Origin of the sequence: Nitrospira sp. T9 (assembly GCF_052156535.1) — a bacterium.
Lineage (GTDB): Bacteria > Nitrospirota > Nitrospiria > Nitrospirales > UBA8639 > Nitrospira_E.
Genome location: NZ_JBQKUP010000035.1, coordinates 235,067 through 261,740 on the forward strand (window position 1 = coordinate 235,067; position 26,674 = coordinate 261,740).

28 protein-coding genes and 2 pseudogenes are annotated in these 26,674 nt (G+C 52.7%); 20 read left to right on the forward strand and 10 right to left on the reverse strand.

Annotated features, from left to right (window positions below; all coding sequences use genetic code 11):
• Positions 1–259 precede the first annotated feature (259 nt).
• From ACTRXD_RS11500 to ACTRXD_RS11560, 13 genes are all read left to right on the forward strand, one after another.
• On the forward strand, positions 260–1,450 hold the full coding sequence (locus ACTRXD_RS11500) for a cation:proton antiporter (protein ID WP_442431947.1): 1,191 nt from the start codon (positions 260–262) through the stop codon (positions 1,448–1,450).
• 331 nt (positions 1,451–1,781) lie between these two features.
• Positions 1,782–3,251 (forward strand): F0F1 ATP synthase subunit beta, encoded by a 1,470-nt coding sequence (atpD, locus tag ACTRXD_RS11505; RefSeq protein ID WP_442431948.1) that lies wholly within the window; start codon positions 1,782–1,784, stop codon positions 3,249–3,251.
• Positions 3,252–3,294: 43 nt separating this feature from the next.
• Entirely contained in the window at positions 3,295–3,684 is a 390-nt protein-coding gene (locus ACTRXD_RS11510; RefSeq protein ID WP_442431949.1) for a F0F1 ATP synthase subunit epsilon, read from the forward strand.
• Positions 3,677–4,003, forward strand: coding sequence for an AtpZ/AtpI family protein (locus tag ACTRXD_RS11515; RefSeq protein WP_442431950.1), 327 nt, complete (start codon positions 3,677–3,679; stop codon positions 4,001–4,003). The genes ACTRXD_RS11510 and ACTRXD_RS11515 overlap by 8 nt, the downstream gene beginning before the upstream one ends.
• Entirely contained in the window at positions 3,996–4,307 is a 312-nt protein-coding gene (locus ACTRXD_RS11520; protein WP_442431951.1) for an N-ATPase subunit AtpR, read from the forward strand. Before ACTRXD_RS11515 ends, ACTRXD_RS11520 begins: the two co-directional genes overlap by 8 nt.
• Positions 4,297–4,992: a F0F1 ATP synthase subunit A gene (locus tag ACTRXD_RS11525; protein WP_442431952.1), complete on the forward strand. Its 696-nt coding sequence runs from the start codon at positions 4,297–4,299 to the stop codon at positions 4,990–4,992. Before ACTRXD_RS11520 ends, ACTRXD_RS11525 begins: the two co-directional genes overlap by 11 nt.
• Positions 4,993–5,023: 31 nt before the next feature.
• A complete protein-coding gene (locus ACTRXD_RS11530; RefSeq protein WP_442431953.1) occupies positions 5,024–5,305 on the forward strand; it encodes a F0F1 ATP synthase subunit C in 282 nt (93 codons plus the stop codon).
• A gap of 4 nt (positions 5,306–5,309) precedes the next feature.
• Positions 5,310–6,107, forward strand: a complete 798-nt coding sequence (locus ACTRXD_RS11535) for a F0F1 ATP synthase subunit B family protein (protein ID WP_442431954.1) — start codon at positions 5,310–5,312, stop codon at positions 6,105–6,107.
• A gap of 10 nt (positions 6,108–6,117) precedes the next feature.
• Positions 6,118–7,665, forward strand: coding sequence for an alternate F1F0 ATPase, F1 subunit alpha (locus tag ACTRXD_RS11540; protein WP_442431955.1), 1,548 nt, complete (start codon positions 6,118–6,120; stop codon positions 7,663–7,665).
• Positions 7,662–8,594, forward strand: coding sequence for a F0F1 ATP synthase subunit gamma (locus tag ACTRXD_RS11545; RefSeq protein ID WP_442431956.1), 933 nt, complete (start codon positions 7,662–7,664; stop codon positions 8,592–8,594). Before ACTRXD_RS11540 ends, ACTRXD_RS11545 begins: the two co-directional genes overlap by 4 nt.
• Positions 8,595–8,607: 13 nt before the next feature.
• Positions 8,608–9,477: an ADP-polyphosphate phosphotransferase gene (locus tag ACTRXD_RS11550; protein ID WP_442431957.1), complete on the forward strand. Its 870-nt coding sequence runs from the start codon at positions 8,608–8,610 to the stop codon at positions 9,475–9,477.
• A 122-nt stretch (positions 9,478–9,599) separates the two neighbouring features.
• The gene (locus ACTRXD_RS11555; protein ID WP_442431958.1) at positions 9,600–10,295 is read left to right on the forward strand and encodes a VIT1/CCC1 transporter family protein; all 696 of its coding nucleotides are present in this window, start codon (positions 9,600–9,602) and stop codon (positions 10,293–10,295) included.
• 65 nt (positions 10,296–10,360) lie between these two features.
• Positions 10,361–11,230 (forward strand): cation diffusion facilitator family transporter, encoded by an 870-nt coding sequence (locus ACTRXD_RS11560; protein WP_442431959.1) that lies wholly within the window; start codon positions 10,361–10,363, stop codon positions 11,228–11,230.
• Positions 11,231–11,332: 102 nt separating this feature from the next.
• On the opposite strand, the gene ACTRXD_RS11565 is transcribed toward ACTRXD_RS11560, so the two are convergent.
• Together ACTRXD_RS11565 and ACTRXD_RS11570 are read right to left on the reverse strand one after the other, a co-directional pair.
• Positions 11,333–13,288: a PAS domain-containing sensor histidine kinase gene (locus ACTRXD_RS11565; RefSeq protein WP_442431960.1), complete on the reverse strand. Its 1,956-nt coding sequence runs from the start codon at positions 13,286–13,288 to the stop codon at positions 11,333–11,335.
• A 176-nt stretch (positions 13,289–13,464) separates the two neighbouring features.
• Complete coding sequence (locus ACTRXD_RS11570; RefSeq protein WP_442431961.1) at positions 13,465–14,832, reverse strand: sigma-54-dependent transcriptional regulator; 1,368 nt, start codon at positions 14,830–14,832, stop codon at positions 13,465–13,467.
• A 433-nt stretch (positions 14,833–15,265) separates the two neighbouring features.
• Between ACTRXD_RS11570 and ACTRXD_RS11575 the strand changes: the two genes are divergently transcribed.
• From ACTRXD_RS11575 to ACTRXD_RS11600, 6 genes are all read left to right on the forward strand, one after another.
• Positions 15,266–16,129 (forward strand): universal stress protein, encoded by an 864-nt coding sequence (locus ACTRXD_RS11575; RefSeq protein ID WP_442431962.1) that lies wholly within the window; start codon positions 15,266–15,268, stop codon positions 16,127–16,129.
• Between the two features lie 233 nt (positions 16,130–16,362).
• Positions 16,363–16,818 carry an Hsp20/alpha crystallin family protein gene (locus ACTRXD_RS11580; RefSeq protein ID WP_442431963.1) on the forward strand — a complete coding sequence of 152 codons (456 nt, stop codon included), beginning with the start codon at positions 16,363–16,365 and terminating at the stop codon, positions 16,816–16,818.
• Between the two features lie 121 nt (positions 16,819–16,939).
• Entirely contained in the window at positions 16,940–17,365 is a 426-nt protein-coding gene (locus tag ACTRXD_RS11585; protein WP_442431964.1) for a cupredoxin domain-containing protein, read from the forward strand.
• 106 nt (positions 17,366–17,471) lie between these two features.
• Positions 17,472–18,434 (forward strand): universal stress protein, encoded by a 963-nt coding sequence (locus ACTRXD_RS11590; RefSeq protein ID WP_442431965.1) that lies wholly within the window; start codon positions 17,472–17,474, stop codon positions 18,432–18,434.
• Between the two features lie 17 nt (positions 18,435–18,451).
• Positions 18,452–19,819, forward strand: coding sequence for a hypothetical protein (locus ACTRXD_RS11595; protein WP_442431966.1), 1,368 nt, complete (start codon positions 18,452–18,454; stop codon positions 19,817–19,819).
• A 14-nt stretch (positions 19,820–19,833) separates the two neighbouring features.
• Complete coding sequence (locus ACTRXD_RS11600; protein WP_442431967.1) at positions 19,834–20,955, forward strand: 4Fe-4S dicluster domain-containing protein; 1,122 nt, start codon at positions 19,834–19,836, stop codon at positions 20,953–20,955.
• 51 nt (positions 20,956–21,006) lie between these two features.
• Here the strand turns inward: ACTRXD_RS11600 and ACTRXD_RS11605 are convergent, their stop codons facing one another.
• The 8 genes and pseudogenes from ACTRXD_RS11605 to ACTRXD_RS11640 all read right to left on the reverse strand — a co-directional run bounded on the left by ACTRXD_RS11605 (position 21,007) and on the right by ACTRXD_RS11640 (position 24,738).
• A complete protein-coding gene (locus ACTRXD_RS11605; RefSeq protein WP_442431968.1) occupies positions 21,007–21,294 on the reverse strand; it encodes an encapsulin-associated ferritin-like protein in 288 nt (95 codons plus the stop codon).
• Between the two features lie 856 nt (positions 21,295–22,150).
• Positions 22,151–22,453 (reverse strand): cupin domain-containing protein, encoded by a 303-nt coding sequence (locus tag ACTRXD_RS11610; RefSeq protein ID WP_442431969.1) that lies wholly within the window; start codon positions 22,451–22,453, stop codon positions 22,151–22,153.
• A gap of 70 nt (positions 22,454–22,523) precedes the next feature.
• Positions 22,524–22,843: pseudogene (locus ACTRXD_RS11615) on the reverse strand (DUF5615 family PIN-like protein).
• Positions 22,840–23,052: a DUF433 domain-containing protein gene (locus tag ACTRXD_RS11620; protein ID WP_442431970.1), complete on the reverse strand. Its 213-nt coding sequence runs from the start codon at positions 23,050–23,052 to the stop codon at positions 22,840–22,842. The pseudogene ACTRXD_RS11615 and the gene ACTRXD_RS11620 overlap by 4 nt, the downstream one beginning before the upstream one ends.
• A 79-nt stretch (positions 23,053–23,131) precedes the next feature.
• A pseudogene (locus ACTRXD_RS11625) lies at positions 23,132–23,325 on the reverse strand (type 1 glutamine amidotransferase domain-containing protein); the annotation flags it as partial.
• Positions 23,326–23,612: 287 nt separating this feature from the next.
• Positions 23,613–23,783, reverse strand: coding sequence for a type II toxin-antitoxin system RelE/ParE family toxin (locus ACTRXD_RS11630; protein WP_442431971.1), 171 nt, complete (start codon positions 23,781–23,783; stop codon positions 23,613–23,615).
• Positions 23,780–24,013: an addiction module protein gene (locus tag ACTRXD_RS11635; protein WP_442431972.1), complete on the reverse strand. Its 234-nt coding sequence runs from the start codon at positions 24,011–24,013 to the stop codon at positions 23,780–23,782. The genes ACTRXD_RS11630 and ACTRXD_RS11635 overlap by 4 nt, the downstream gene beginning before the upstream one ends.
• A 326-nt stretch (positions 24,014–24,339) precedes the next feature.
• Entirely contained in the window at positions 24,340–24,738 is a 399-nt protein-coding gene (locus ACTRXD_RS11640; protein WP_442432021.1) for a hypothetical protein, read from the reverse strand.
• 888 nt (positions 24,739–25,626) lie between these two features.
• On the opposite strand from ACTRXD_RS11640, the gene ACTRXD_RS11645 reads away from it, so the two are divergent.
• Positions 25,627–26,463 (forward strand): FAD/NAD(P)-binding protein, encoded by an 837-nt coding sequence (locus tag ACTRXD_RS11645; RefSeq protein ID WP_442431973.1) that lies wholly within the window; start codon positions 25,627–25,629, stop codon positions 26,461–26,463.
• The last annotated feature ends 211 nt before the right edge of the window (positions 26,464–26,674 follow it).

Here is a 26,674-nt window from a genome sequence, read left to right on the forward strand (position 1 = left end):
TCGAGAGCAGTGCTTATCCCTTTTCCACACTCATGCCTGGCAGGGTCTGTCGTTTTCAGCGGAGTGGTCTTAACCCCGTCACTCATCACATCAGGTGGTCGGACGCATTCGAATTTCTTACCCAAGACATTAATGTGATGGCCCCGGTCATTCAGGCAGAAAGGAATCATTCTTGGATTGGAAGTAACCGGTTCTTCTTTAGGTCGGTTCCTTATCAACGCCGACACCAACCACTTTGAGCGTTTCTTGAGAAAAGCTGATGGACGACATCCCTAAAATACTGATTACGCTTGGCGCCTTATTCCTGTTAGGGCTGCTCACCGATCTGTTGGGACGCCGAACGTTTATCCCAAGAGTCACCTTGTTACTGCTTGCCGGGTTTGCCATCGGTCCATCCGGACTCGATCTCTTGCCGGACTTCCGGGAAGACTGGTTTTCTCTCGTGACTAACATCGCCTTAACCATGGTGGGGTTCCTTCTTGGACATCATATGACCGGTTCGTCTCTACAAAAAAGGGGAACCGTCGTTTTGTGGATCTCGATTGGAGCAGTCCTCGCAACCGCCACGACCGTCTTCATTGGACTTCTGGCCTTTGGCGTCCAGATAGAAATTGCACTCATCCTGGCGGGTATTGCCCTGGCGACCGATCCTGCTGCCACCATAGATGTCATCCGGGAGATTCGGGCGAAAGGGGAATTTGCCAAGACATTGGAAAGTGTCGTGGCCATTGACGACGTCTGGGGCCTCCTGATCTTTAGCGTTCTCCTGGCTATTGCTCAAACGTTTTCCGGACAGGGAACCGGGTGGGACATGCTCCTGCTGGGAGTATGGGAAATCGCCGGAGCCATGCTGCTGGGACTAGTGCTGGGGATTCCCATGGCCTATTTAACCGGACGCATCAAGCAAGGGGAGCCCACTCAAGCCGAGGCGTTAGGGCTCGTCCTGCTGTGTGGAGGCCTTGCCGTTTTCTTGCATGTTTCTTTTATTCTAGCGGGTATGGTCTTAGGAGCTACCGTGGCCAATTTATCCGTTCACCACCGACGGCCCTTTACCGCCATTGAAGGAATTGAGTGGCCGTTCATGATCCTCTTTTTTATCCTGGCCGGGGCCTCATTGGACCTGCATGCCTTACAAGCAACAAGCCTGCTGGGCGTTGCCTACATCATACTGCGACTCACAGGCCGGGTGATCGGGTCCTGGGGGGGGGGACTCGTCAGCGGGGCATCTCCCCTCATTCGACAATGGATGGGCATGGCACTCTGGCCGCAAGCCGGAGTCGCGTTGGGCATGGCATTATTAGCCAGTCAACACCTGCCCGACCTCAAGGAAGTGATTCTTCCGATTGCAATCGGCTCCACGATCATCTTCGAATTTATCGGACCGGTCATGACCCGAAAAGCCCTCATAAAAGCCGGCGAAGGGGAGAAAAACCATAGGATGGTGACGTGACAAACAGAAATGGATGATCGGGGTGCCCCTATTCGGCTTGGTGAAATCTGAAACCGGATGATTGTAGGGAGCATGGTGGATCCAGGCTCTCTTCAATCGTACAATGACTGAACATTGTCTGCGGATTTGGTAGATAACCGGATCCTTTTCACTTGGCTATCAGCGGAGACGTTGACTCATGCATGCGAGCAGAGGTTGAATAAAAGGCCGTATGTCACCGCCCGGCATCCTCTGCAAGAGAAAGGAAACCCGGGTTGATCACCGACACAAGACCGCTCAACCGACGCCCTGACTCCGGGCTACCGGACATCCAAAGAGGCATGAGGTGAACATGAAGACCAGTCCCCCCAACTCCGGTACAGTCGTCTCAGTGCGTGGCAGTGTCGTGGATGTCCGGTTCGATCACCATTTACCACCCATCTATTCGTTATTGCGCGCGGGCCGGGAAGGCCGAATCGCCATCGAGGTGTTGGCTCAACTCGACACCCATCGGGTGCGCGGTATTGCGCTCACGCCCACGCAAGGCCTCGCGCGTGGCATGGCCGTGGAAGACACCGGGGGGCCGCTCATGGCACCGGTCGGCAAGGGCATTCTCTCCCGCATGTTCGACGTGTTCGGCAACGTCATCGACCGCAAGCTTGCACCATCAGAGATCCATTTTCGCACCGTCCATCAAGCCCCGCCGGCCTTAGCGCGACGCTCCACCCAATCTGAGATCTTCGAGACCGGCATTAAGGTGATTGATGTGCTGATGCCGCTTGAGCGCGGAGGCAAAGGCGGTCTATTTGGCGGAGCAGGCGTGGGAAAGACCGTTTTGCTCACCGAGATGATTCACAACATGATCGGGCAACACCGGGGCGTCAGTATTTTTTGCGGGATAGGCGAACGCTGTCGGGAAGGTGAAGAACTCTACCGCGAAATGAAGGAAGCCGGTGTGCTGCCGAATATGGTCATGGTGTTCGGGCAGATGAACGAACCACCGGGCAGCCGGTTCCGAGTAGGCCACGCGGCACTGACCATGGCGGAGTATTTCCGTGACGACGAGCATCGGGACGTCCTCCTCCTCATCGATAACATTTTCCGTTTCATCCAGGCTGGCTCTGAGGTTTCAGGATTGATGGGGCAGATGCCTTCCCGGCTTGGCTATCAGCCCACAATGGGCACCGAACTGGCCCGATTGGAGGAACGCATCGCTAACACCGATACCGGCGCCATCACCTCGATTCAAGCGGTCTATGTTCCCGCGGATGATTTTACCGATCCGGCGGCGGTACACACGTTCTCTCATCTTTCGGCATCCATCGTGCTTTCGCGCAAACGAGCCAGTGAGGGACTCTACCCCGCCATTGACCCCCTGCAGTCCAGTTCTAAAATGGCCACCCCTGGCACGATTGGGGAACGGCATTACCGCATCGCGCAGGAAGTCCGGCGGACGCTCGCACAATATGCGGAACTCAAGGATATCATCGCCATGCTTGGCCTGGAGCAATTATCCCCGGAGGACCGCAACGTGGTCGCGCGGGCCAGACGGCTTGAGCGATTTCTCACCCAGCCGTTTTTTACCACGGAACAATTTTCAGGACTCAAGGGGAAACTCGTCAGCCGGAAAGATGCCCTGGACGGTTGTGAACGGATCCTGCAGGACGAATTTAAGGATTATCCTGAACATGCCCTGTACATGATTGGAGAGGTTGAGGAAGCGAAGGAAAAAGCCAAGGCGGGAAAATCCGGATTTCCAGACGAACAGGAATCGGACACCGTCGCCACAAACACTACACAGTCCCCCCGGTCATCGAAATGACCGGGGAGACCGAAACCAGTACTCGAATATGCCGCCGATGCTCATGACCCTGAAAATTCTTCTGCCGTTCCGTATTTTCACCGTGCAAAAGTCGGTGGCACGTCTCGTCGCGGAAACACGGGAAGGCTCGTTTGGCCTTTTGCCGCAACGGCTGGACTGCGTGGCGGCCCTCGAGCCGGGGATTCTGACCTATGAGACCGCCACAGAAAATGAGCAATACATTGCCATTGATGAAGGAGTACTGGTCAAAAGCGGACCTGATGTGATGGTCTCCGTGCGCAACGCGATTGCCGGAACCGACCTCCGGAAATTGCGTGAGACGGTGGAACGTGAATTTCTGACTCTGGACGAACAGGAGCAAAGCCTCCGCTCGGTGATGGTCAAGTTGGAAAGTAGCTTTATGCGCCGATTGGCGGATTTCCGTCATGTCTGAGAAACTCTCACCTGAGGAGACGATCTTAGCCAGAAAGGTTGGCACAAAAGCGACACGCAAACTCAAAGCACAACGCCACCGAACGCAAACCGTCTGGTTTGGGTTGGGCATGATGGGACTGGTGGGCTGGTCCGTCGCGATTCCGACCTTGCTCGGCGCGGCCATCGGACTCTGGCTGGACAAACATTACCCCGGACCGCATTCATGGACGCTCACATTGCTCTTTATCGGCCTGTTCATCGGCTGTGTCAATGCCTGGCATTGGGTCACCAGGGAAGATAAGGAAATTCAAGCGGAACAGGAGAATCACGATGAATGACATCTTCAGTGTAGCCTCGGCGCTGATAACGGGCCTTTTGCTTGGAGCCATGTTTTTCGGGGGCCTGTGGTGGACGGTTCGGAAAGGCGTGACATCCACGCGGCCCGCCCTCTGGTTCTTTGGCAGCCTGTTGCTGCGTACCGGGCTCACCCTGGCCGGTTTGTATGTGGTCTCGGATGGCCATTGGGAGAGGCTGCTGGCAGGCCTCGTGGGATTTACCATCGCGCGTCCGATTGTGACCCGAATAACCGGCTCAATGGAAGACCCGCCATCTCTGCCACGGGAGGCCGGCCATGCGCCTTAGCCCGGACGACATTATTTTCTGGCACTACGGGTTCATCAAACTGAATGCCACCATTATGGTGACATGGGGATTGATGCTCTTGTTGACCGTCGGCTCAACAATGATTACGCGCAACCTTTCTACCGGCTTGCAACGTTCCCGCTGGCAGAATCTTCTGGAAATCATCGTCACGGCCATCGAAAAACAAATCGAAGAGGTGGGGCTGAGTCACCCGCACAAGTATCTTAGTTTTCTGGGAACGATCTTTCTGTTCGTTGCCACCGCCAACCTCTGCACCATCATTCCCGGTTACGAGGCGCCAACGGGCTCCCTCTCGACCACGGTGGCCCTTGCCCTCTGTGTCTTTGTCGCTGTCCCGCTTTTCGGCATCGGGGAGCAAGGCCTTGGCGGTTATTTCAAGTCATACCTGCAACCGACCTTCATCATGCTGCCGTTTAACGTGATCAGCGAAATCTCGCGCACACTGGCTCTGGCCATCCGTCTGTTCGGGAACATGATGAGCGGAGCCATGATTGTCGGCATTCTGCTGACCATCACGCCCTTCATCTTCCCGATCGTCATGAGCCTGCTCGGTCTGCTTACCGGCATGGTCCAAGCCTATATTTTCAGCATTCTGGCCACGGTCTATATTGCGGCCGCGACACGGACACGACAGATGACACCTGAACCCGGGTCAGCACATTGACACCTCAGTCACAAACATCAAAGGAGACACTATGGACAGCATGACGCTTATCGCCGTGGCATCGATTGTCACAGCCGGCATCACCACCGGTCTCGGCTGCATTGGGCCGGCTCTGGGAGAAGGACGGGCGGTCTCCACAGCGTTGACCTCCCTGGCTCAGCAGCCCGATGCCTCAAACACGATCACCCGGACGCTGTTTGTCGGTCTGGCGATGATCGAGTCCACGGCCATTTACTGTTTCGTCATTTCGATGATTCTGATTTTTGCCAATCCCTTCTGGAACCACGTCCTCGCTCAGGCCGCGGGAAAGTAACACGATGCCCATCGACTGGTTCACCGTTGTCGCGCAGGCGCTCAACTTTCTCATCCTGGTCTGGTTGTTGAAGCGTTTTCTGTACAAGCCCATCCTCGATGCCATTGACGCAAGGGAGAAGCGGATCGCCACTGAGCTTGCAGACGCCGACGCGAAAAAGGCCCAAGCCCGTCAGGAACAGGACGAATTCAAACGGAAGAACGAGGAGTTCGAGCGCGCGCGCGTTGCCCTGTTGGACAGGGCGATCGACGAGGCCACAGCCGAGCGTCAGCGACTGATCGACCGGGCACGGAACGAGTCGGACACCTTGCGCATCAGGTGGCAGGAAGCGTTAGGAAGAGAGCACCAGAACCTGAGCGAAGAACTCACCCGCCGAACACGGGATGAAGTCTTTGCCATCGCGCGAAAGGCATTAGCGGACCTCGCTTCGATCAACCTGGAAGAGCAAATGACTGATGCCTTCATCCGCCGTTTGCAGGACTTGGATCCTTCCGAGAAAGATGCGCTGAAGCTGGCCTTCAGGACCGGAACCTCTTCAGCGATCGTGCGCAGCACGTACCACCTGCCCGAGGCCCAGCGCCACGCAATTGAAGGGGCGGTCACGAGTGTGTTCGACAGTGAGCCCCAAGTCCAATTTGAGACCTCCCCGGACACGGTAAGCGGTATCGAGCTCACGGCAAACGGTCACAAGGTGGCCTGGAGCATCGGAGAGTATCTCTCCTCGTTAAAAAAAACCGTCGACGATCTTCTGAAGGCACGTCCAAAACAGACAATCAAGGCCACTGCACATTCTGAGTCCTGAGCCCGTCACCATGGAACCTGAAGATCTCCACAGTCTCCTGAATACCACGTTTACTGAATTGCGCGAGGTTCGCGAACGCTTCGCGCCAGGACTGACGGCACATGAAGTCGGCAGGATCATGAATGTCTCCACCGGCATTGCCAGAGTGTCCGGACTTCCAGGCGTGGGCTTTGAAGAGGTACTGAAGTTTCCCGGCGAAGTGTATGGCATTGCCTTCAACGTCGATGAAGACGACATCGGCGTCGTGCTCCTGGGAGAAGACTGGCAGTTGCAAGCGGGAGATGAGGTGGAGCGGAGGGGACACGTCATGGACGTACCGGTGTGCGACGGATTGATTGGGCGGGTCGTCAATCCGTTGGGTCGGCCTCTGGATGATCAGGGGCCGGTGATCTCCAGCGAACGCCTCCCGATCGAACGACCGGCACCGCCCATCATGAATCGCGCACCCGTCACGGTACCCTTACAAACCGGCATCAAAGTGATCGATGCCCTCATCCCCATTGGAAGGGGTCAGCGGGAGTTGATTCTCGGAGACCGTCAAACGGGCAAGACCGCGATTGCACTCGACACCATTCTCAACCAGCGCGACCAGAATGTGTTGTGCGTCTATTGCGCCATCGGCCAACGCGCGTCAGGAGTGGCGAAAGTGGTAGCCACGCTGCGGGAACAAGGCGCAATGGAGTATACCGTCGTCGTCGTAACGGAAGGAAATGATCCCCCGGGTCTGGCCTATATCGCCCCGTATGCCGCAACCAGCATTGCGGAATATTTCATGGACCAGGGTCGGGATGTGCTGATTGTCTATGATGACCTGACGCATCATGCGCGCGCATATCGGGAGCTGTCCCTGCTCTTGCGCCGCCCGCCCGGTCGGGAAGCCTTCCCGGGCGATATCTTTTACATTCACTCGCGGCTTCTGGAGCGCGCCACACACGTGCGTCAAGAATTCGGTGGCGGCTCCCTGACAGCATTGCCCATCATCGAAACCGAAGCACAAAACATTTCTGCCTACATTCCAACCAACCTGATTTCCATCACGGATGGGCAGATCTATCTCTCGCCCTCCCTGTTCGAATTGGGGGTATTGCCTGCCGTCGATGTCGGCAAATCCGTTTCCCGGGTGGGAGGCAAAGCCCAGCGGGCAGCCTATCGCGCCGTGGCGGGCGATCTCAAGTTGGCTTATGCACAGTTTGAAGAATTGGAAACCTTCGCCCGCTTCGGGGCCAGACTGGATGACGATACCCGCCGGACCATTGAACACGGGAGGCGAATTCGCGCCTGCCTCAAACAGCCGGAGTTCGTCCCGGTGTCCGTCACGGCCCAAATTACCCTGCTCCTGGCCGTGGCTGAAAATCTTTTTGATCGCGTGCCGCTTGATCTCATGGCCAAAGCCGAACAAGCCCTGCACAAAGCAGCCCTGGATATTCCCTTTGAGGTATGCAAACGCTTGGAGGGCCCGGCAAAATTACAGGATGAAGATCGTGAAACCATTATCCGCATCGCACACCAAACCCTCACGCGCTTTCAGTTGCTGCCGGAATTCAAGGAGAAATCATGAGCGACACCATGGTCAGCCTCCGTCGGCAAATCCGCGGAGCCGGGGATCTGCAATCCGTCGTTCGCACGATGAAGGCTCTGGCTGCCTCGAATATCGGACAATATGAACAATCGGTGCACGCATTGGCCGATTACGCTCGCACAGTGGAGCTGGGCTTACGCGTCTGTTTCCGGGAAGGTCCGCCCATGCCCTTGATGGGAGCACACAAGAGGCACACTCCGGCAAGGCAGCTTGGGGCAGTCGTGTTCGGGTCGGATCAGGGACTGGTGGGCCAATTCAACGAGGTGATCGCGGACTATGCCGTCAAGACATTGGCCGCTCTCCCCGGGCAACCCAGAGTCATGGCGGTCGGTGAACGTGTGCAGGCGCGTCTGACAGACGCAGGCCTGCAGTTGGTGGAATTTTTCCCCGTCCCCAATTCAGTCAAGGCCATCACACCGCTTGTCGGACAGATTCTCCTGGAAAGCGAAGCACATGGGAATCTGGAGGAATCCGCCGAACTCCACCTCTTCTACAACAGCCCCACGTCAAGAACGAGGTATGCGCCGGTCACCCAACGACTACTCCCGTTGGACGAAACCTGGCGAAGCGAGTTAGCCACACTCCCCTGGCCGACCGGAAATCTACCGGAAATCATCGGGAGTGCAACCGCCACGCTGCGATCGCTCATCCACGAATATCTCTTCATCTCACTCTTCCGGGCCTGCGCCGAATCGCTGGCCGGCGAAAACGCCAGCCGCCTGGCCGCCATGCAACGTGCCGAGAAGAACATCGACGAATTGCTGGCAGACCTTAATCGACGCTTTCACCAGTTGCGCCAGCGGAGCATCGACGAGGAACTGTTCGACGTCATCTCCGGTTTTGAGGCCCTGGCCGACACACCAGCCGCCAGGGAAGGCCAGCCAGATACCTCACACATCGAACGATGAAGGAAGAACCACCATGAACATACATACAAAAGAATTCCGGGTGCCCGAAGGCAAAACGGTCAATCTCACCAAGTGGCCAACCAGGGTGAAGGAGCTTTACACTTCAAAGTCCCAGTACAAGAAGCGACTCAATGAACACACGGAGGAACTCAGCTCGCTTCAACGTCTCCACTATGCCTACAATCGCTATGCGTTGCTGCTGATATTTCAGGCCATGGACGCCGCAGGCAAGGACGGCGCGATCCGGCACGTCATGTCGGGAGTGAATCCACAAGGTTGCCAGGTGTTCAGCTTCAAGCACCCCAGCGCAACGGAACTGGACCACGATTTTCTGTGGCGCACCACGCAATCTTTGCCTGAACGCGGACGCATCGGTATCTTCAATCGTTCCTATTACGAGGAGGTTCTCATCGTGCGAGTGCATCCGGAGATTCTGTTGAGCCAGGGGCTGCCGGACGAATTGCTTAATGAAAAGACTCTTTGGCGAGATCGGTATCGTTCTATCGCAGACCTGGAGAGCCATCTCTACCGCAATGGCACGCGAATCATAAAATTTTTCCTTCATCTTTCAGAGGAAGAGCAGCGAAAGCGGTTCCTTCAACGCATTGATGAACCGGAAAAGAACTGGAAGTTCAGCCTGGCCGATATTAAGGAACGAAAGTACTGGAAAGAGTATATGCAGGCCTATGAGGCCTGTTTAAGTGCCACAAGCACAGAGATGGCGCCCTGGTATGTCGTGCCTGCCGATGACAAAAAGAACGCCAGGCTTATCATTTCACATGTGATCGTCGAAACATTGAAGAGTCTCAATATGAGTTACCCGACCATGACCAAAGCGCGCCAGAAAGAATTGCAGTCAATCCGTAAACGTTTGGTGAAGTAACATCTGGAGTTCCAGCATAGAGAGCCCAAGAGCGGTTTTCAGCTTTTTGTTTCCCGCGATGAAAAACCTTTACAAAGAAACCCTTCGGCCGTGAGTCCCTGGGTATATGGGAAACTCGATACATGCGAATAAGGCATAGGGAACGTCACCGAACTGAACGCATCGGATGGCTCCGGGCAGCGGTCTTAGGCGCCAACGACGGGATCGTGTCGACAGCCAGCCTCCTACTCGGAGTTTCGTCGGCAAATGCCACTCATAGCGATGTCTTGATCGCGGGGGTAGCCGGCCTGGTCGCGGGAGCCATGTCAATGGCAGCCGGAGAGTATGTGTCGGTCCAATCACAGGCAGATACCGAAGAGGCCGATCTGGCTCTTGAGCACACGGAACTTCTCTCGGACCCTTCAGGTGAACACAAGGAACTCGCCGCTCTCTATGTTGGGCGCGGTCTCGATCCAGCACTCGCAAGGCAGGTCGCCACACAACTCATGGCCCACGACGCCATCGGGGCGCATGCACGCGACGAACTGGGCATTTCCGAAAATCTCAGTGCACGTCCAATTCAGGCGGCCCTGGCATCTGCCGGAAGCTTTGCCATGGGAGCCGCCTTACCTCTTGTGACCGCGACCATCGTCCCGGAAACCAGTTTGATTCCCGTGGTTACTGGAACCTCTCTGGTGTTTCTCGCGGGGTTAGGAGGATTAGCCGCTCACGCGGGCGGTGCGTCGGTGATGACGGGCGCCCTACGCGTCACATTTTGGGGTGCACTGGCAATGGGGCTGACCGCGGGAGTCGGAACACTCTTCGGCCCAGCGGGGTAAATGAAAAACCCGCGCACACGCATGAAGACTCAGGCCTACTTCCTCTTGATTTTGTTACACCAAACATGAGTCGTCTTGGAGAAATTCGCCGGATCCTGTGGTGGATCCTCATTTTGAATCTAATTGTCGCCGCCGCAAAGTGGGGCTATGGCGTGATGACGTATTCATTAGGTCTGCAGGCTGACGGCCTCCATTCCACCTTTGATGGTCTCTCGAATGTGATTGGGTTGCTTGGACTCTGGCTGGCTACGGCTCCTCCGGATGCCAATCATCCCTATGGTCATAAAAAATTTGAAACCCTGGCAGCCGGAAGCATTGGCGGTTTTCTGGTCATGACCTGTCTCTATCTCCTGTGGAAAGCCTATCAGTCATGGACCTTGGACCTGCACCCTCAGGTAACCGGAATCAGTTTTTTCATCATGATCGGGACCATGGGGATCAATATCTTCGTGGCTCAATGGGAACGGCGGAAAGGCACTGAACTCAGAAGCGATATTCTCACAGCGGACTCCTATCACACGGCGAGTGATGTCCTGACATCATTTTCAGTATTGGTAGGGCTCTTGGCTGTGAAAGCCGGATATGCCTTCGTTGATCCTTTGGTTGCGGTCTTGATTGCCGGCGTGATCGCCTGGACGGCGTTCATCGTGCTCAAAGACGTCCTGGCTTCGTTCACAGACGCGGTTCGATTGGACCCAAAGGAAGTCCAAACAACCGTAATGTCGGTACCAGGCGTCCGGCATTGTCACGATATCAGAACACGCGGATTGACCCATCATGTCTTCATGGATCTCTCGGTTCATGTTGATCCAACCCTCTCAGTCGAACAAGCCCATGCTCTCGCGACCAGAATTGAAGAGCATCTCATTGATCATTTTGAATCGCTGGAGGACGTGGTCGTCCACATCGAACCGGAAGGACACGAACGAAAGTGATGGGAATTGTGAAGGGTGAATCGTGAGGAATGAGAAGACAGGAGCAAGGAGAAAAGGGAAACTGGCGCAATCAGCAGAAATTATCTTCGATTCCTCGTCGACCTACGCCTCAGGCCTGACTTCTTCAGAATAAATGGGCAGGGAAACGATAAAGGTTGTCCCTTGGCCTGGCACACTCGTCACACGGATGGCACCTTGATGCTCCTGGAGAATGCCATGGACCACGGTGAGCCCCAAGCCGGTCCCCTCCCCCACGGCCTTGGTGGAAAAAAACGGATCGAAAATCTTGGCGAGCTGCTCCTGAGGAATCCCACTGCCGGTATCTTGCACAGTGAGATCCACCGTGTCATCGGTCGGGTGAAGAGCCAAGCTCAGCGTGCCTCCATCAGCCATCGCCTGGCAGGCATTCAAAATAAGATTTAACAATACCTGATTCATGTGATCCGGATCCGCCAATACCTTTGGCAAGTGAGGGCCAACGGTTTTCCTCACCTGAATATGCTGTTTACCCAACCTCTCCTGCAGCACATCCAGAACATCGATCATCACGGTTTCTAAATTGACAGGCTGCCGAACAGCCGGACGTTTCCGGGCAAAGCTTAGTAATTGATTCATAATTTTGGTAATGCGTTCCACCTGAGTCACAATTGTTTCCAAACCCCGCTTGGTACGCTCATCCGGCGCTTTACGCATTAACAACTCGGCTCTCCCTAATATCACATTCATCGGCGTCCCGATTTCATGGGCCATGCCCGATGCCAACGTGCCCAACTCGGCCAATCGTTCCGTTTTTCGCAGTTGATCCTCCAATGCGCGTTGTTGGGTAATATCCACTACGTACCCTTCAATCCCGACAATCTCGCCTGTTTCTGAAAAGATCCCACATCCCTGCTCCCACACCCACTTGACGGTTCCATCCAGTGTGCGAATCCGATAACTCAACTGAAACGGCTTACGGTTGATGAGCGCCTCCTGCACATTCTGCCACACCAGTTGACGGTCTTCTTGAAACATGACATGTTCGCCATACGAGATTTGTCGGGTGGCAACAAATTGTTCAGGTGAAAATCCCGTCAGGTCTAGACAACTCGGGCTGACGAACTCCATGGTCCAGCCTGGATCATTTTGACATCGATAGACCATGCCGGGCAGATTGGTGAGGAGGGTCGATAAGGTCCGTTGCGCCTCCTGTAATTCCTGCTCGGTCGCCACTCGTTCCGTCAAATCCATGATAATCGCCAGGAAGACCCGACGCCTCTCCTCCCGTAAATATTGAAGATGGACTTCAACCGGATACGTCGTTCGATCTTTTCTCCGATGAGTTGTCCGAAAATCCACTTGTTCCCGTTGGCCCGTCCGAAGAAGGGCCAACAGCTCAAGAAACTGATCGTTCGGCAGATCCGGTTTCAAATCCAGCGGTGTCATGACCCACAATTCTTCCATAGTGTATCCGATATTTTCTCTCGCGCCTTTGTTGACTTGAGTAAATCGCAGACTCGTGTCATCAAACACATAGATCTCATTGACAGAATCCTCAAGAATTCTCCCCAGGTAGGATAACCGCTCTTCATGTTGCTTTCGCTGGGAAATATCCCGAAGAATCACCGTCAACCATCGCTTCCCCCCTCGTTCGGCTTGAGAAATCGAGGCTTCCAAAGGAAAAGTCTCACCATTCCCCCGCAGTCCGGAAATTTCCATGTTGGCCCCCATCCGTCGGGACGTTGCTCCGGTTTCAGCAAATCGGCGGATGTGTTCACGATGGGCGGACCGGAGCGGAGGCGGAATAAATCGGTCGAGGGTATTCCCCAGTGCCTCTTGAGCCGAACACTGAAAAATTTCCTCAGCGGCCGCATTAAAGATGACAATCCGTTGATTGTCATCGATGATGATAATGGCATCCATGGCCGAATGGATGATCCCTGCCAATTGCTGCTCAATCGCCTCCAACCCGTCACTGGCTTCCTGATGCATGGCCTGGACGGCTCGCAATTCTGCCAATTCCTGACGGAGTGCATAAACTTCCTGATGAAGGTCTGGGGTTCGTGGATCGTGACTCATCGATTGACCGGAAGGGTGTATCTGACAAACAGGAGACTAAGATTCAATGAATGGTTGAGAGAAGGACCCATGAAACATCTCTCGCAAGGCTGAACCCGGAGAAAGAGGGAGACCTCCGGGAGCGGAATGGGGGAGTGCACCATCATTCAGCGCGATCATCCTGACGCTTGGTGACTTCATACGACTTCCTCCATTTCAGCCAGCTTGCGATATAACGTCTTTCGATCAATGCCGAGCACATGCGCCGTTTGATATTTATTCCCACCCATTTTTTCCAGCACCCGCCGGATGTAAGACTTTTCTAATTGCTCAAGGGGAAGTAACCGCTCCGCAGCATCACCGATGAGTTGTCCATCTCCTTGGATGCTCCGAATATTGGAGGGAAGATCATCCAAACAAATCTTTTTCCCCTGCGTCAGGGTCGCCGCACGCTCGAGAATATTTTCTAACTCTCTCACATTACCCGGCCACTGATAATCCATAAGCCGGGCCATGGCCGGTTCTTCGACACTTTCAATGTGTTTTTGCTGCGCAGTGCCACTTTTTTGAAGCAACCCCTGAACCAGGATAGGCAGATCCTCTGTGCGATCCCGAAGAGGAGGCAAGTGGAGTTCAATCACATTCAACCGATAATACAAATCCTCCCGAAACCGCTTGGCCTTCACCTCCTCACGTAAATGCACGTTCGTGGCGACCACCAACCGGACATTGATCGACGTGGAGCGAGTGGCCCCTACCCGTCGGATTTCACGCTCCTGCACGGCACGAAGCAACTTGGCTTGAAGCATCATGGGCATTTCACTGATTTCATCCAAAAACAACGTGCCATTGTGAGCCTCTTCAAATAAACCGGGTTTATCCGACTTCGCATCCGTAAAGGCGCCGCGCACATGACCAAACAGTTCGCTTTCCAACAACAGTTCAGGAATTGCCGCACAGTTGACCGGAACAAAAGGCGCGGCCTTGCGTTGACTATTAAAATGAATGGCCTTAGCCACAAGTTCTTTTCCAGTCCCACTTTCTCCCGTGATTAAAATATTCGTCTGTGAATCAGCCACCCGCCGGATCAGATCAAAAATTTCTTTCATCGGTTTACTTTTCCCGAGAATCTGGTCAAAGGAAAATTCCCGGCTGACCTGTTGCCGTAATTGCTTGACCTCCTGGCGAAGAAGTGCCTCTCGCATGGCTTTCGCCACCGTCACCGATAATTCATTGCTCTTGATGGGTTTGGTGAGATAGTCGAAGGCCCCTTGCTTCATCGCATCAACGGCTGACTCAACGGTGCCAAATGCCGTCATCATGATGAGATTGGACTCCGGATGCTTTCGAAGGACATGATCCAACAATGCCAGCCCGTCCATGCCTTTCATCCGTAAATCCGTGACGACCACAGGAAATTTTTCCGTTTCCATCCGGTTAAGCGCGTCGTGACCGTCTGAAGCCACCATAACTCGATAGTGCTCTTCCTCGAGAATATCCCGCAGTAATTGCCGCATTTCGGGTTCATCATCGACGACTAAGACAGCTGGAGAATCGTTGATCATTGCCATATTCCTTGTTTAACTCAGTAACCTGAAAACCATGATTTATCAGAAATAACAGCCTCAGCCCATCCTGGTTTAGATATACTTCCCTTCTGTGTGCACCCCCATCCACTACCGGAATAACGACGAGAGGCGACCAAAACCGTTCCCCATCTGTAGCCTTTTTCACCAATCAGAGGCATCTTTACTGTAGCAATTTGCACCATCTGGTCCAACTCAAGCTATGCTACGTTGCCACATTAGAAAAGCAGCGATGCCCTACTACCCTCAATACTTTCATCACCGCGATCCCTTCTCTTGGTACCAGACTACACATGAGAAAATAAGGGAAAAGCACGCCTCTATGAAGATTACGGGGTATCACGGTGGCATTCCTCTTGCTGTCTTTCAATTGCGGTAGCGTAAGGAGAACAACATTGAAAAGGGAGATCCCATGAGAATTGTGATTTCAGTTGATGGTTCATCCTGTTCCACCTCTTCTGTTCAGACTCTTGCACATTTTACGCCGCCTGAAGAATTGACGCTGGTTCATGCTCTCAACCTTCCTGATTTCAACTACCCCATGATTACGCCGGATCTCAGAACCGAGGCCCAGGAAGAAATCAAAGACCAATTGCGAAAAGAAGGGGAGAAAATTCTCGATGAGGCACAGAAACACCTGCCTACTGATTTCTCCCATGTGCAGCGGGTCCATCAAATTGGACATCCGGTCGACGTGATTGTGGAAACAGCACGATCCGCACAATGCAACCTGATCGTGTTGGGAGCCAGGGGTCTTGGCCCAGTCAAAGAACTGATTCTCGGGAGCGTGTCTCATGGGGTCCTGATGCATGCGCCGTGTTCAACCATGATCGTCAAAACTCCCATGACTCAGTTAAAAAAAATACTTCTCCCCATTGAGGGTCAAGAAGACGCAGACGCGGCGTTACAGTTTTTGGCTCTCCAACCTTTTCGACAACCGGTAGAGGTCGAGGTGTTTGCCGTCTGGCCACAACCCCAATTGTCATGGCCGACCACAGTAGGACAATCGGACCGACTGGAAGCCCATGCCATAGAGGAGGCCCGGGAACGAATGAAACCCATCACGGACCGGCTCACCCGGATGAACTTTGCCTGTCAAGCGCATGTCGGGATTGGCAATCCCGCCTATGCCATCCTGGAACAACGCCACGCCTCCCAATCCGACCTGATCATGATGGGTATGCATAGCCGGGGAGGGTTCTCCCGGTTTTTGATGGGGAGCGTTTCGCATTCCGTCTTACACCAGACCCCATGTCCGGTATTGATTGTCCGGTAAGCATTCAGGAGCAGAAGGACCGGATTCCTCTTTCCTGTTGATGACATCTGCTACAGATCTGATCGCTTTAAATGAGGCGCTTTGCCACGAAGGCTAGAGAACAAGGGGTTTTTTGAAGCTTTTCTCTCAAATTTCCGCCGCCTTTCTTTTTAAACTGTTGGCATACCCATTGCTGTGTATCAGATGTAGGTATGATCCATATTTTTCTTCCAGGGTAAAAAGGAGGTTATGAGATGAGTGCCATCACACGTTGGGATCCGTTTCGAGAATTGGATGAGTTACAGGGTCGGCTTTCAACCTTGTTTGGCCGGGCACCGGTCAGAAAAGAAGGGGAACGTCAAGAAGCGTTGCGCGTCGCCGAATGGGCTCCCCTGGTAGACATCACGGAAGACCCAAAAGAATACCTGGTCAAAGCCGAGCTTCCCGAGGTCAAAAAGGATGAAATTAAAATCAGTGTACAAAACGATGTGTTAGTCCTTTCCGGTGAACGAAAGTATGAGAAGGAAGAGAAGGATAAAAAGTATCACCGGATCGAGCGGGCCTATGGGAGTTTTTCCCGAAGTTTCACCATCCCCGAAGATGCCGATCCCGAGAAAGTGTCGGCGGAATTCAAGGAAGGGGTGTTGCACGTCCATTTACCAAAAAGCGACCGGGCAAAACCGAAAAGTATTGCTGTAAAAGTTTCATGAGTAAGAGGGTTCCCCCTTCTGAATTGAAGCGGGGAACCCGGGTACTTTGTAATGACAAGACGATCAGTAGCAATAAGTCGAGTGAGACCAGTCACTTCAAGGCAAGGGAGGTCATCCACACATGCACAACCTTCGAAAATGCCTATTTCGCCGGGCTTGGGTTCTGGCCATTGGATTCTTTCTCCTAGGAGGTATGTCCACGCCCAGCGCGCAGCCCATACAAGAAGTGATCGTGACCATTGAGGGATACACGTTTCAAACCACCCAAATGCCTCTTCAACTGGACACAGAGACAATTATCTACATCACAAACAAAGATACGGTACGCCATGATTTTGGATCCGACATGTTCCTGAATACTCTGACCCATGTCGATAGCAACGGCGTCGTCACCTATGGAAAGGGCGTAGAAGGCGTCCTTCTTGAGCCCGGCCAGGAAGCCTCAATCCGTTTGATGCTCAACCACTCGGGGCGATTCCAATTTCAATGTTCGATCCATAAGGAGATGAAAGGGGAAATTCTCCTCCTGACCGTGGACGCCGTGTAAGCGGCAACCTCTGAATTCCCTACGGGTTGTGGTCGGGTGCCCGAGCAATTAGAATTTCTGAGAGTGCGCTCTGGCTTTCACCCTAAGGCGAAAGGCTAATACCGTTATGGTCAAGATCGTCACCCATATTCTGCTTCCTACCGATTTTTCACCAAGTTCCACTCCTGCCTTTCGATATGCGGTGGAGTGGGCAAAGGTCTTTGAAGCGCAACTGACCATTCTTCATGTCCATTCCCTGCAACCGGGGCTGGATATCGACGCCGGAGTCGCCCAACAATTCCTGGATGAACAACGCAAGGTGGCTCGGGAAGAGTTGGACACACTCGTGGCCGAGGCCCGGCAACAGGTTCCGAGAGCATCCATGGAACTGCTGGCAGGTCTCCCTTCTGAATGCATTTGCGAGGTCGCACGGGAGAAAAAATGCGATTTAATTATGATGGGAACCCACGGGTGGACGGGATTCAATCGAGTTTTATTCGGGAGCGTGGCGGAACGGGTGATTCAACGAGCTCCATGTCCGGTTCTGTCCATTCCTCACCGGGAATCAGAGGATATCTCCGCGATGCATCCCTTGCAAATCCTCCCGCGCCAAATCGTTCTGCCCTTAGAGTTCTCCGATTGCTCCATGGATGCCTATGAATACGCGGTCCAAATCGCCAAATGGTTTGATGTGCCTCTAACCCTGGTCCATGCCATTGAACCATTGTCTTACAGTTTGGACTTCACCCTGACTCATCCGCTTCAAGAAAAAACCAACCGGGATAAAGTCGAAAAGCGTTTGGCCGACCTCACCGCTGTCCTGACCGAACAGGGTCTATCCGCCCAATATGAGTTACTCGATAAGCCAACCGTGGATGGCATCCTGGAAACCAGTGCCATTCAGCAAGCAGATCTTATTATCATGGGGAGCCATGGCAGAAAAGGACTGACCCGGATGATCCTGGGCAGCACAGCCTATAAGTTACTCGAACAAAGTCCCTATCCCGTCCTCACGATTAAAAGTCCGAAATTCGAAGGAGGACATCATCCATCGCTCGCCAATGACAAGACCACATCTTCTCCAGCATAAACCCTGAACGTGTGACGATGGCAGACAATCACTCCCACCCTATAGCCGGATCGGAAGAAGGCCTTCGAAGTCTGTTAACCCGATTGGAGCAACAATCGCTCCAACCGGACTTTCAAATACAGCGACAACTGGCCCTAAGCCACGCCCTTCAGCCCTATTTCAATCCACTCATGGTTCCGCCATTGGCCCCCTTGCCGGAAGAAGAGGAACTGGCCAGGTGGTTCATCTATGCCGATTATTTGCCGACTGACGGCCATGCTTCTCTCATCGAGCAGGTTCGGGACCTGGTAACGGAACATGTCCCGCAAGAGGAACGAGTCTGGCTGGATTCCTTGCGACATTCCTATATGGATCTGCTCGAGGTGCAAGCGCTGGATCAGGGGAATCAGGCTACTCAAATCCGTCTGCAATCGTTGGGAGACCAACAGATATTTGATGTTCTCCCCCACACTCGACCGGTACCCTACAAAGTTGGACAGGTCCTGCTCACCCGGCTTCTTCGTGGATTGGCCGACATTCGCCTGCCTGGTCCCCCGCTCATCCTTTCCTCCAGCATGGGAAAAGCCGTCTTCGAATTGACCAATGAGACGCGACGGGAAATTGAGATTGGCACGGGCAATTTTGCCCTTGCAGAATGGGCAGAATTCGCCAAGAACTTCGGGTATATGATCATGTGGAGTGTCGCCAAAGTGCGACGGGGAGCCTGGACGGTCGTTGACTCACAGATTGACTATCAGAATACCCAAGGCGAAACATTTCTCTATGCCATCGCCCTGTATGAACACCATGACTTCCGCGCACTGGCTAACGGACTTCGTGGGATTGATCAATTCACTCCTTTGCAAAAAAACGCCGACAAGCCGACGTCAACGGCTTCACAAAGCGACACCTTAACGTGGGTATGGCTCCCACCGCAGGACCCATCCGGTGCCGGAGCATCCCCCGTCGCCCGCCTCACATTGACACCCACACAATTATTTGTCGAAACCGATTCTGCAGACCGGCTGGATACCGTCAAGCACCAACTGGCCGCAGCCTTTGGCTTCTTACTGCACTTCCAGGGGGAAACCACCTCTCCCCCTCAACATCAGACTCCTGAAGTGGATCTCTTATCAGACAGCTACATCGCTCCCCCCACCATTGTCCCCAAAGAAGAAGAGCAACAGATCCTCGCGTCGTGGCTTGAGACCGTCTATTTGGAATGGGCAGAAAAGCCTTCGCCGCGTCTGAAAGGACAAAGTCCTCGGCATTTCTGCTCTGCGCAACAGGACACAAAGGAGGTTGCAGCCATCATTGACCAAATGGAACAACATGATCCGGGTCTGCGACGCACAGGCCAATCCGCGTATGATTACAACATTCTCCGGGGTCACATTGGTCTGTAAGCTATAAGGCAATCATGACCCACGAATCTTTTAAACCTTCTCCGCCAGGACTCTTACACCGCCAGGATTTTTCTCATCTGATTCGCATTCTCCAGAAGCTTGGCTATCGGATCCTTGGGCCGGTCCTCTCCAACGGCTCGATTCAATGGGGCGAAATTACCCGTGGAGAAGACCTCCCGATCGGGTGGAAGGACCAGCAACGCCCAGGAAGGTATCGACTGGAACCAGACTCCAATCCCCGGTATTTTAATATCGTTCACGGCCCACAATCTCTCAAGCCACTGGTGTTTACTCCACGAGAAACCCTGTTAGTCCTGGACCGCAACGGAAAAACATTTTCAGTCAAAGAGACCGTTCCTGAGATACCACGAACCGCCGTGCTGGGAATACGAGCGTGCGATCTTGCAGGACTCGGCATTCAAGATCAGATTTTCCTGAATGGTTCCTATCCTGATCACTACTACCAACAGAGACGAAACAATCTCCTCCTCATCGCCGTCAACTGCACGAGGGCGCTGGAAACGTGCTTTTGTGCATCAATGGGGACCGGACCAAAAGCCCAAGAAGGGTACGATCTCAGCCTGACCGAAGCGGATGAAGACTTTCTGATTCAAGCCGGGAGCCCCGCAGGACTGGAAGTATTGGAACACCTTGCGTGCAGTGTGGCGCCTGAAGCCCGGATTCAGCAGGACGATGAACGGATAGCCGCCTGCGCAGCCAGCCAGACGAGAACCCTTCCCCATGCTTCGTTACCACATGGCTTATATGAGGCTCACGATCACCCCAGATGGGACGAGGTCGCCACACGATGCCTGGCCTGCACCAACTGTACGATGGTTTGTCCTACCTGTTTTTGTCATGGGGTAGAGGAAACTCCGTCCCTGGACCACCAACAATCGGAACATGCTCGAGTCTGGGATTCGTGTTTCACGTCGGATCACGGCTACATCCACGGGAAAAACTTCCGGCCCACCACCAAAGACCGCTACCGCATGTGGCTGACTCACAAATTAGGGTCATGGATCGACCAATTCGGCATGTCGGGATGCGTCGGTTGCGGGCGCTGCATTACCTGGTGTCCGGTGGGCATTGACCTCACCGAAGAAGTCCACGCCCTCTGCCAGCCAACCGAATAAGCCAAACGTCATTGAACCCTGGCAGAGGTCCGTGTAATCGACATCGCTCGGCTACTTATGCGCGATGGGTTTCTCCGTAAACAGAAAGTCCTTCAAATGCTTCGAAAATGTAGGATCCTTGCGTCGAATCCATTCAAGCACCATCGCCGCATGCTCCTTCTCCTCGTCTCGATTGTGCGCAAGAATGGCTTTGAGGTCCGCGTCTTTGCACGCATTCGCGCGCTGATTGTACCAATCAACAGCCTCCAGTTCTTCCATCAACGAAACGATGGCTCGATGCATGTCGCGCGTTTCATCGGATAATTCCTCAATGGGTTCGTGATAACCGACACTCGCCATATTTTTCTCCTATTGTTGTGTGAAATGAATGAATACTGCTTGGGGCTGTTGAAAAATGCCGCCAACGGCGTTCTCGCCATTTTTCCGTGCTCACGTACTAGTAGTACGCTCTGCGCGCAAAAATGACTGCGGCCTTCCCATCGAGAAGCCTCAGTACAGGGCTGGACAACTTTTTTGAACAGCCCCGAGGCCTCTCATATGCAACGTGCCTGTGGGTTAATATGCCCTTGAAAATTATTATTATTCAACACTCCCTGCGGACCAAACCTCAAACCGGAAAAAGCCCTCAAAATCGGGACCTGAACATTTTGCCAATAAAGGGGATTCCCGACACCAGCCTTTTGAGATGACCATGATCTCTACATTTCACAGCCCGCTCATGCAGCCTTTAGGATGGCTACGTTGACGAGCACCGGATCATTCCAACCTCATCAACACCAATGAACAAAGAAGGAATCCCATATTCGACATACGATATCCCACTCTGAGCTTCTCCATCCACCTATAAAATTCCTCGATACCTAACCAATCGGTGATTGCCTCCTCAGGCCTTTGCGGACTTGCCGATTTGAACTTCCAGTGAACACACTCAGATCCACCAGGTGTAGTCGGACAGACGGATAAGCCGGATCATGGAACAAGACATATGAGAGAAATGTCAAAACTTAAATTTCACCCCACAGACCTTGGACGAACAAATAATGTTTTGGGTAAACCTTAATCATATGGTCACCCTGAGCCGCCGGCGAAGGATCTGTGCCCGGCAGAATGTCCTCACCTTCCTGGTCGCGTGCTTTTCATTGATGGGCCTCATCTCGCAAACGGTATTCAGCCGATGGAACTCATATTTTAATTCTCAATCATATCCATACAGCCATGTGGTCGTCGCATGATAAATATTTTTTACGGAATGACAGGCTTCTTTCGGAATGAATACCTCATCTCCGGGTTCCGCGATAATCTCTTCACCCTCAATGGTCATTCGCAATTTTCCTTCCACAACGGTGACCAGCTCGTTGGTCGAATGAACGAAATCATTCCACTCCCGCCCGGGAGGATCGACAAACACATCGCACGAATACCCCCGCTGACTCCACGACTGAGCCACCTCCGCACGATTCAAAGGAACAGCAAATTTCTTAGGGGTGCAATATTTCATTGGAATTTCTTCTGAGCAAAACGGTCAAGCCAGGGACGCAATTTGAGTGACTATCCTGGCCAACAAAAAATTAACTGCTGACCCAAAGCACTTCACCCCTCTTTGCCATTGGCAATAATTCTAATAGCTTAGGTACCAAAGGACGCAAGTCCATTAAGCGGTTACTCCGTGCCCGCAAGATCATGACGGCCAGATTGAAACGGGGAAGATTCTGTTGAAAGGAAAGGTTCCGATCTACGGTAGGAAGACGTCGAATTCTTCTTCGGCAAGAGTCAGCAATTCACCGTTTTTGATAGTCGCCCATCCCATTTGCGGGACCGTCTTAACTTCATACCCTTTAATATCTTTTGCCAATCGCCGGTCAATACATTCATCAAGGAGTATCCTCACAATACAGCCGCAACCATTCGATCTTTGGCCTCCTCAAGAAAGGCCACGACCTGTACTCGGCTAACTGTTGGAAATCCTTCAAGAAAGTTCTTGATTGTTTCGCCAGCTTCAAGATAGTCCAGCAAAGTTTGAACGGGTACACGTGTCCCAGCAAATACCGGGGTACCCCCCATCACATCAGGCGAACAGCTAATAAGTGATTGAGTCATTGAAAAACTCTATCTCAGAATTGGTCAGAGATCAACAATTCAATGACCAGCTCACTGCATTGCCTTCCCCGGCAATCGTTGCATCTGCCTGCGCCAGACTGTGTGGGTCATTAGGCGTATAGCCTCGTTTGGGACTGCCATAATCCACCTCATAGTCAGCCTCTTCGCCTTTTTTAACAAAGCGCACGACTCTCCAAGCCACAACCCGATTGCCTGGTTCAGATTAGGAGATTTTTCGACACTCGTCAGAACGACCAGTATTTTCTTGGGCATGAAGTTATCTGTATGTTCTGTGCTGGACAGGGTCTGCTCCAAATGACTTGTTCATTCGGACCTGCACCGCTTTGAAACGAAAATTGCCAATGATCATAACGCTCACCCTGTTCATTCTTTCCTTGACTTCAGGAGGCATTATCAGTGTTCGGTCGCTAGTTAGGATGGCGGGACTCTTCGCTTCTAGTATCCCGGCTCGCGGCTACAAAGCATGCAGCCACAATGAGGATAGACTCCGGTTCTATGGTAAACAGAACCGCATAGGGGAAGACATGGGTGAGACAACGTCAGACATCCTCATCGAGGATCCTATGCCGTTCTGGAGATTCGATAATTCGTCGAATTGCATCCTCAACAGTGTCGAGGAATTTCAGAGCAAGCGCCGGATCACGCTCGGCGTAGTAAAGAGCTGCCTCCCGATATTCCTCCAGGGCTTCGGGGTGGAAATCCCATTTCATCGGGGAATGTCGTCTCGCACCCTCTGAAGAGCTTCGTCTCCAGGGATCGGCTCGACGTGCCCGCTTCTTACTTCATCGCGCCTGCGCGTTGCCTCTGCAACCCACAGGCGATCAATCTGCCCGAGTTCATCGGCATCTAAGCTTTCCACAAGAAGGTCCGCTAACCGCGCCCGCGATTCAGTCGGTAGACTCATGGCCTGCTCGGCCAATTGTTCCCAGGTTATAGCCATGACCGAAGAATACCCCAATACGTATGAAGCCAACAAGTCACAGACGTTGGCCGGCACCATGGTAAGGTGCAGCTACAATCCCCGATTGATGGCGACTGCGCGGAGTGGTCGCGAAGGAGGGGAGTGAGCAACCATCGGTGGTCACAGCTTGATACGGATCACGTTATCCGTTTAATAGAAAGGGGAGAGGCTATTGTCTTGCCTCCAAAGTCTCCCTTTGGGGCTGACAAAATCACCCTCATAGCCGGCCGCTTCGACTTTTTTGACAAAGTGAACGGCCTCTCCAAGCCACAACCCGGTTGCCCGATTCAGGTTTGGAATATTTTTCAACGCTGGTGAGAACGACCAGTATTTTCTCGGTCGTCGTTAGAAGGGTAAGGATGCCTATTTGGTTCTCCACCTGCGGCCAGTATTTCAATGATACGCATTTCACATGGCGACTTTTCCAATAAATCAATTATCAGAACATTTTTGTAATCGTACGGAGACTTTTTCGCGCCTTCACACTTTTCTATATCCCTCTTTGTTCGATAACTTTTTTTTAATTCGATAAATGCGTAATTGTCTAAATTATTGCCGCGATGATGTATCAACAGATCGGGACGTGATGGTTTGCCATCGTTGATTTTCTCTTCGTCAAGCGCCTTATCATACTCTACGTCTACTTTTACGTGACCCGATTTTATTTTCTGTCTCAAATTATTGAGGGCTTCACAGGTGCTCATCAGGAGTGCCTCCTGAATATGCAAAGCTACCCTGTGATTTACGCACTCCTCTCTTACCTTCTTCCCTCTGAAGAGGTCGCTATCCTGCGCATAAAATCTTTCAAGAGCAGTCCATATGGCTTTGATTAGCATAGCTTGAGATAGTTACCTAAAATTAATTTGCATACCACCGTCTATCAACCCTGACAGTGTATGAATTTAGGATATGAAGAGGAAGCCACCATGATACGTAACGCCTTGAAAGCCAAATTCCAGTGCAGGATTTGTTTGGGATTTTATAGATAGAATCGATTGAACGTAAACATTCGTTGTTCAATCCGTCATGAAGTCAAACTCAGCAAGGAGATGCTTACCAAGGACAAGGGTGCAATCAGCTCAATTGATCGGAAAACCTTTGACTTTGTCCATCACATTGACCTCCCCATTGGCTTTGAATTTGCTTTGACAAAAATAGAGCCTCCCATCATCACATTTTGAGGAGAAAGGCGACACTGATTTTTACCTTTATTGGGAAAAGGTCAAAACGAGGGAAGATCCGATGGATTCATTTTGTTATGATGAAATATTCCTGGAATGAGATTCACGATAAAAGATATCTGGAATACCAAATACTTCTGTCATCCCCGCAGGTGGTTAGCGGGGATCCATCGGAAACGAAGCCAGGATAGATGCCCGATTACAAACGTCGGGCATGACGGAAGGGAGATGGATTCCCGATAAAAGATGTCGGGAATGACGGAGAAAAAGCTTCCTCTGGCTATTTTTCCAAAAGGGTGATGTCAGATGTCAGGAATGACAAGGCCTAAAATGAAAGCAGGCCAGACCAGATAAATCTTCCTTAGTCCCTCTTTTTCCAAGAAGGATTATTCAAGAGGGCTGAAGTCTACTATGCCACACAATCCCTACCTCATTCATCCGGCTGTGATCGTGGACAGAAAACAGGAATCCACGGATATCGTGACGTTTCGCCTTCAACTTACAGATTCCGCTCATCGGGAGTCTTTTCGCTTTGAGGCGGGGCAGTTCAACATGCTCTATGTGTTTGGTGTAGGCGAGGTAGCCATTTCCATTGTCTCAGACCCTGGCGAGCCGGAATTTCTGGACCACACCATTCGTGTGGTGGGACGGATCACGCAGGTACTGGGCGCGATGCAAGTGGGTGAGAGTGTGGGTGTTCGTGGGCCCTTCGGAATTGGATGGCCTATGAAGGAAGCGCAAGGCAAGGACGTGGTTATCGTCACCGGCGGGTTGGGGTGCGCCCCAGTTGTCGGAGCCATTGAATATATGTTCCGCAGGCGGGAGGAGTATGGCGCCATGACCATCCTCCACGGGGTAAAAACCCCCCACGACTTGCTTTACCGGGAACGCTTCGATGCCTGGCGGCATGAGCCTCGCACGCAGGTGCTGCTCACCAGCGATGAACCCGGCAAGACCTGGCATAGTCATGTGGGCGTGGTCACCGAATTGTTTGATCAACTGCAGTTGGATCCCGACAACACACTGGTCATGATGTGTGGACCGGAGATCATGATGCGGATTGCCTGTAATACTTTATCCCATCATGGTCTGCGCCCTTACACCATGTATGTGTCGTTGGAGCGGCATATGGAATGCGGCATCGGACTCTGCGGACATTGTCAGCTTGGGCCGTTTTTTGTCTGTAAAGACGGGCCCGTGATGCGATTAGATCGTGTGGTGCCGTATTTCGGAAAAGTAGGTGTGTAGGAGAAACTCAAAACCAGATTTCCTCCCCTTTGTAAGGGGAGGATTGAGGTGAGGTAGAATTGTCAAAGGGAAAATCAGTCGCAATAGGAGAACATCTTTCAGCCTGGGAAACTCTACCTCCCCTCGCCCCTCCTTACAAAGGAGGGGAACGAGAATAAATGGATTCCCGATGAAAAAAGTCTGGAATGACGCAGAAAAAGAATAAACAACT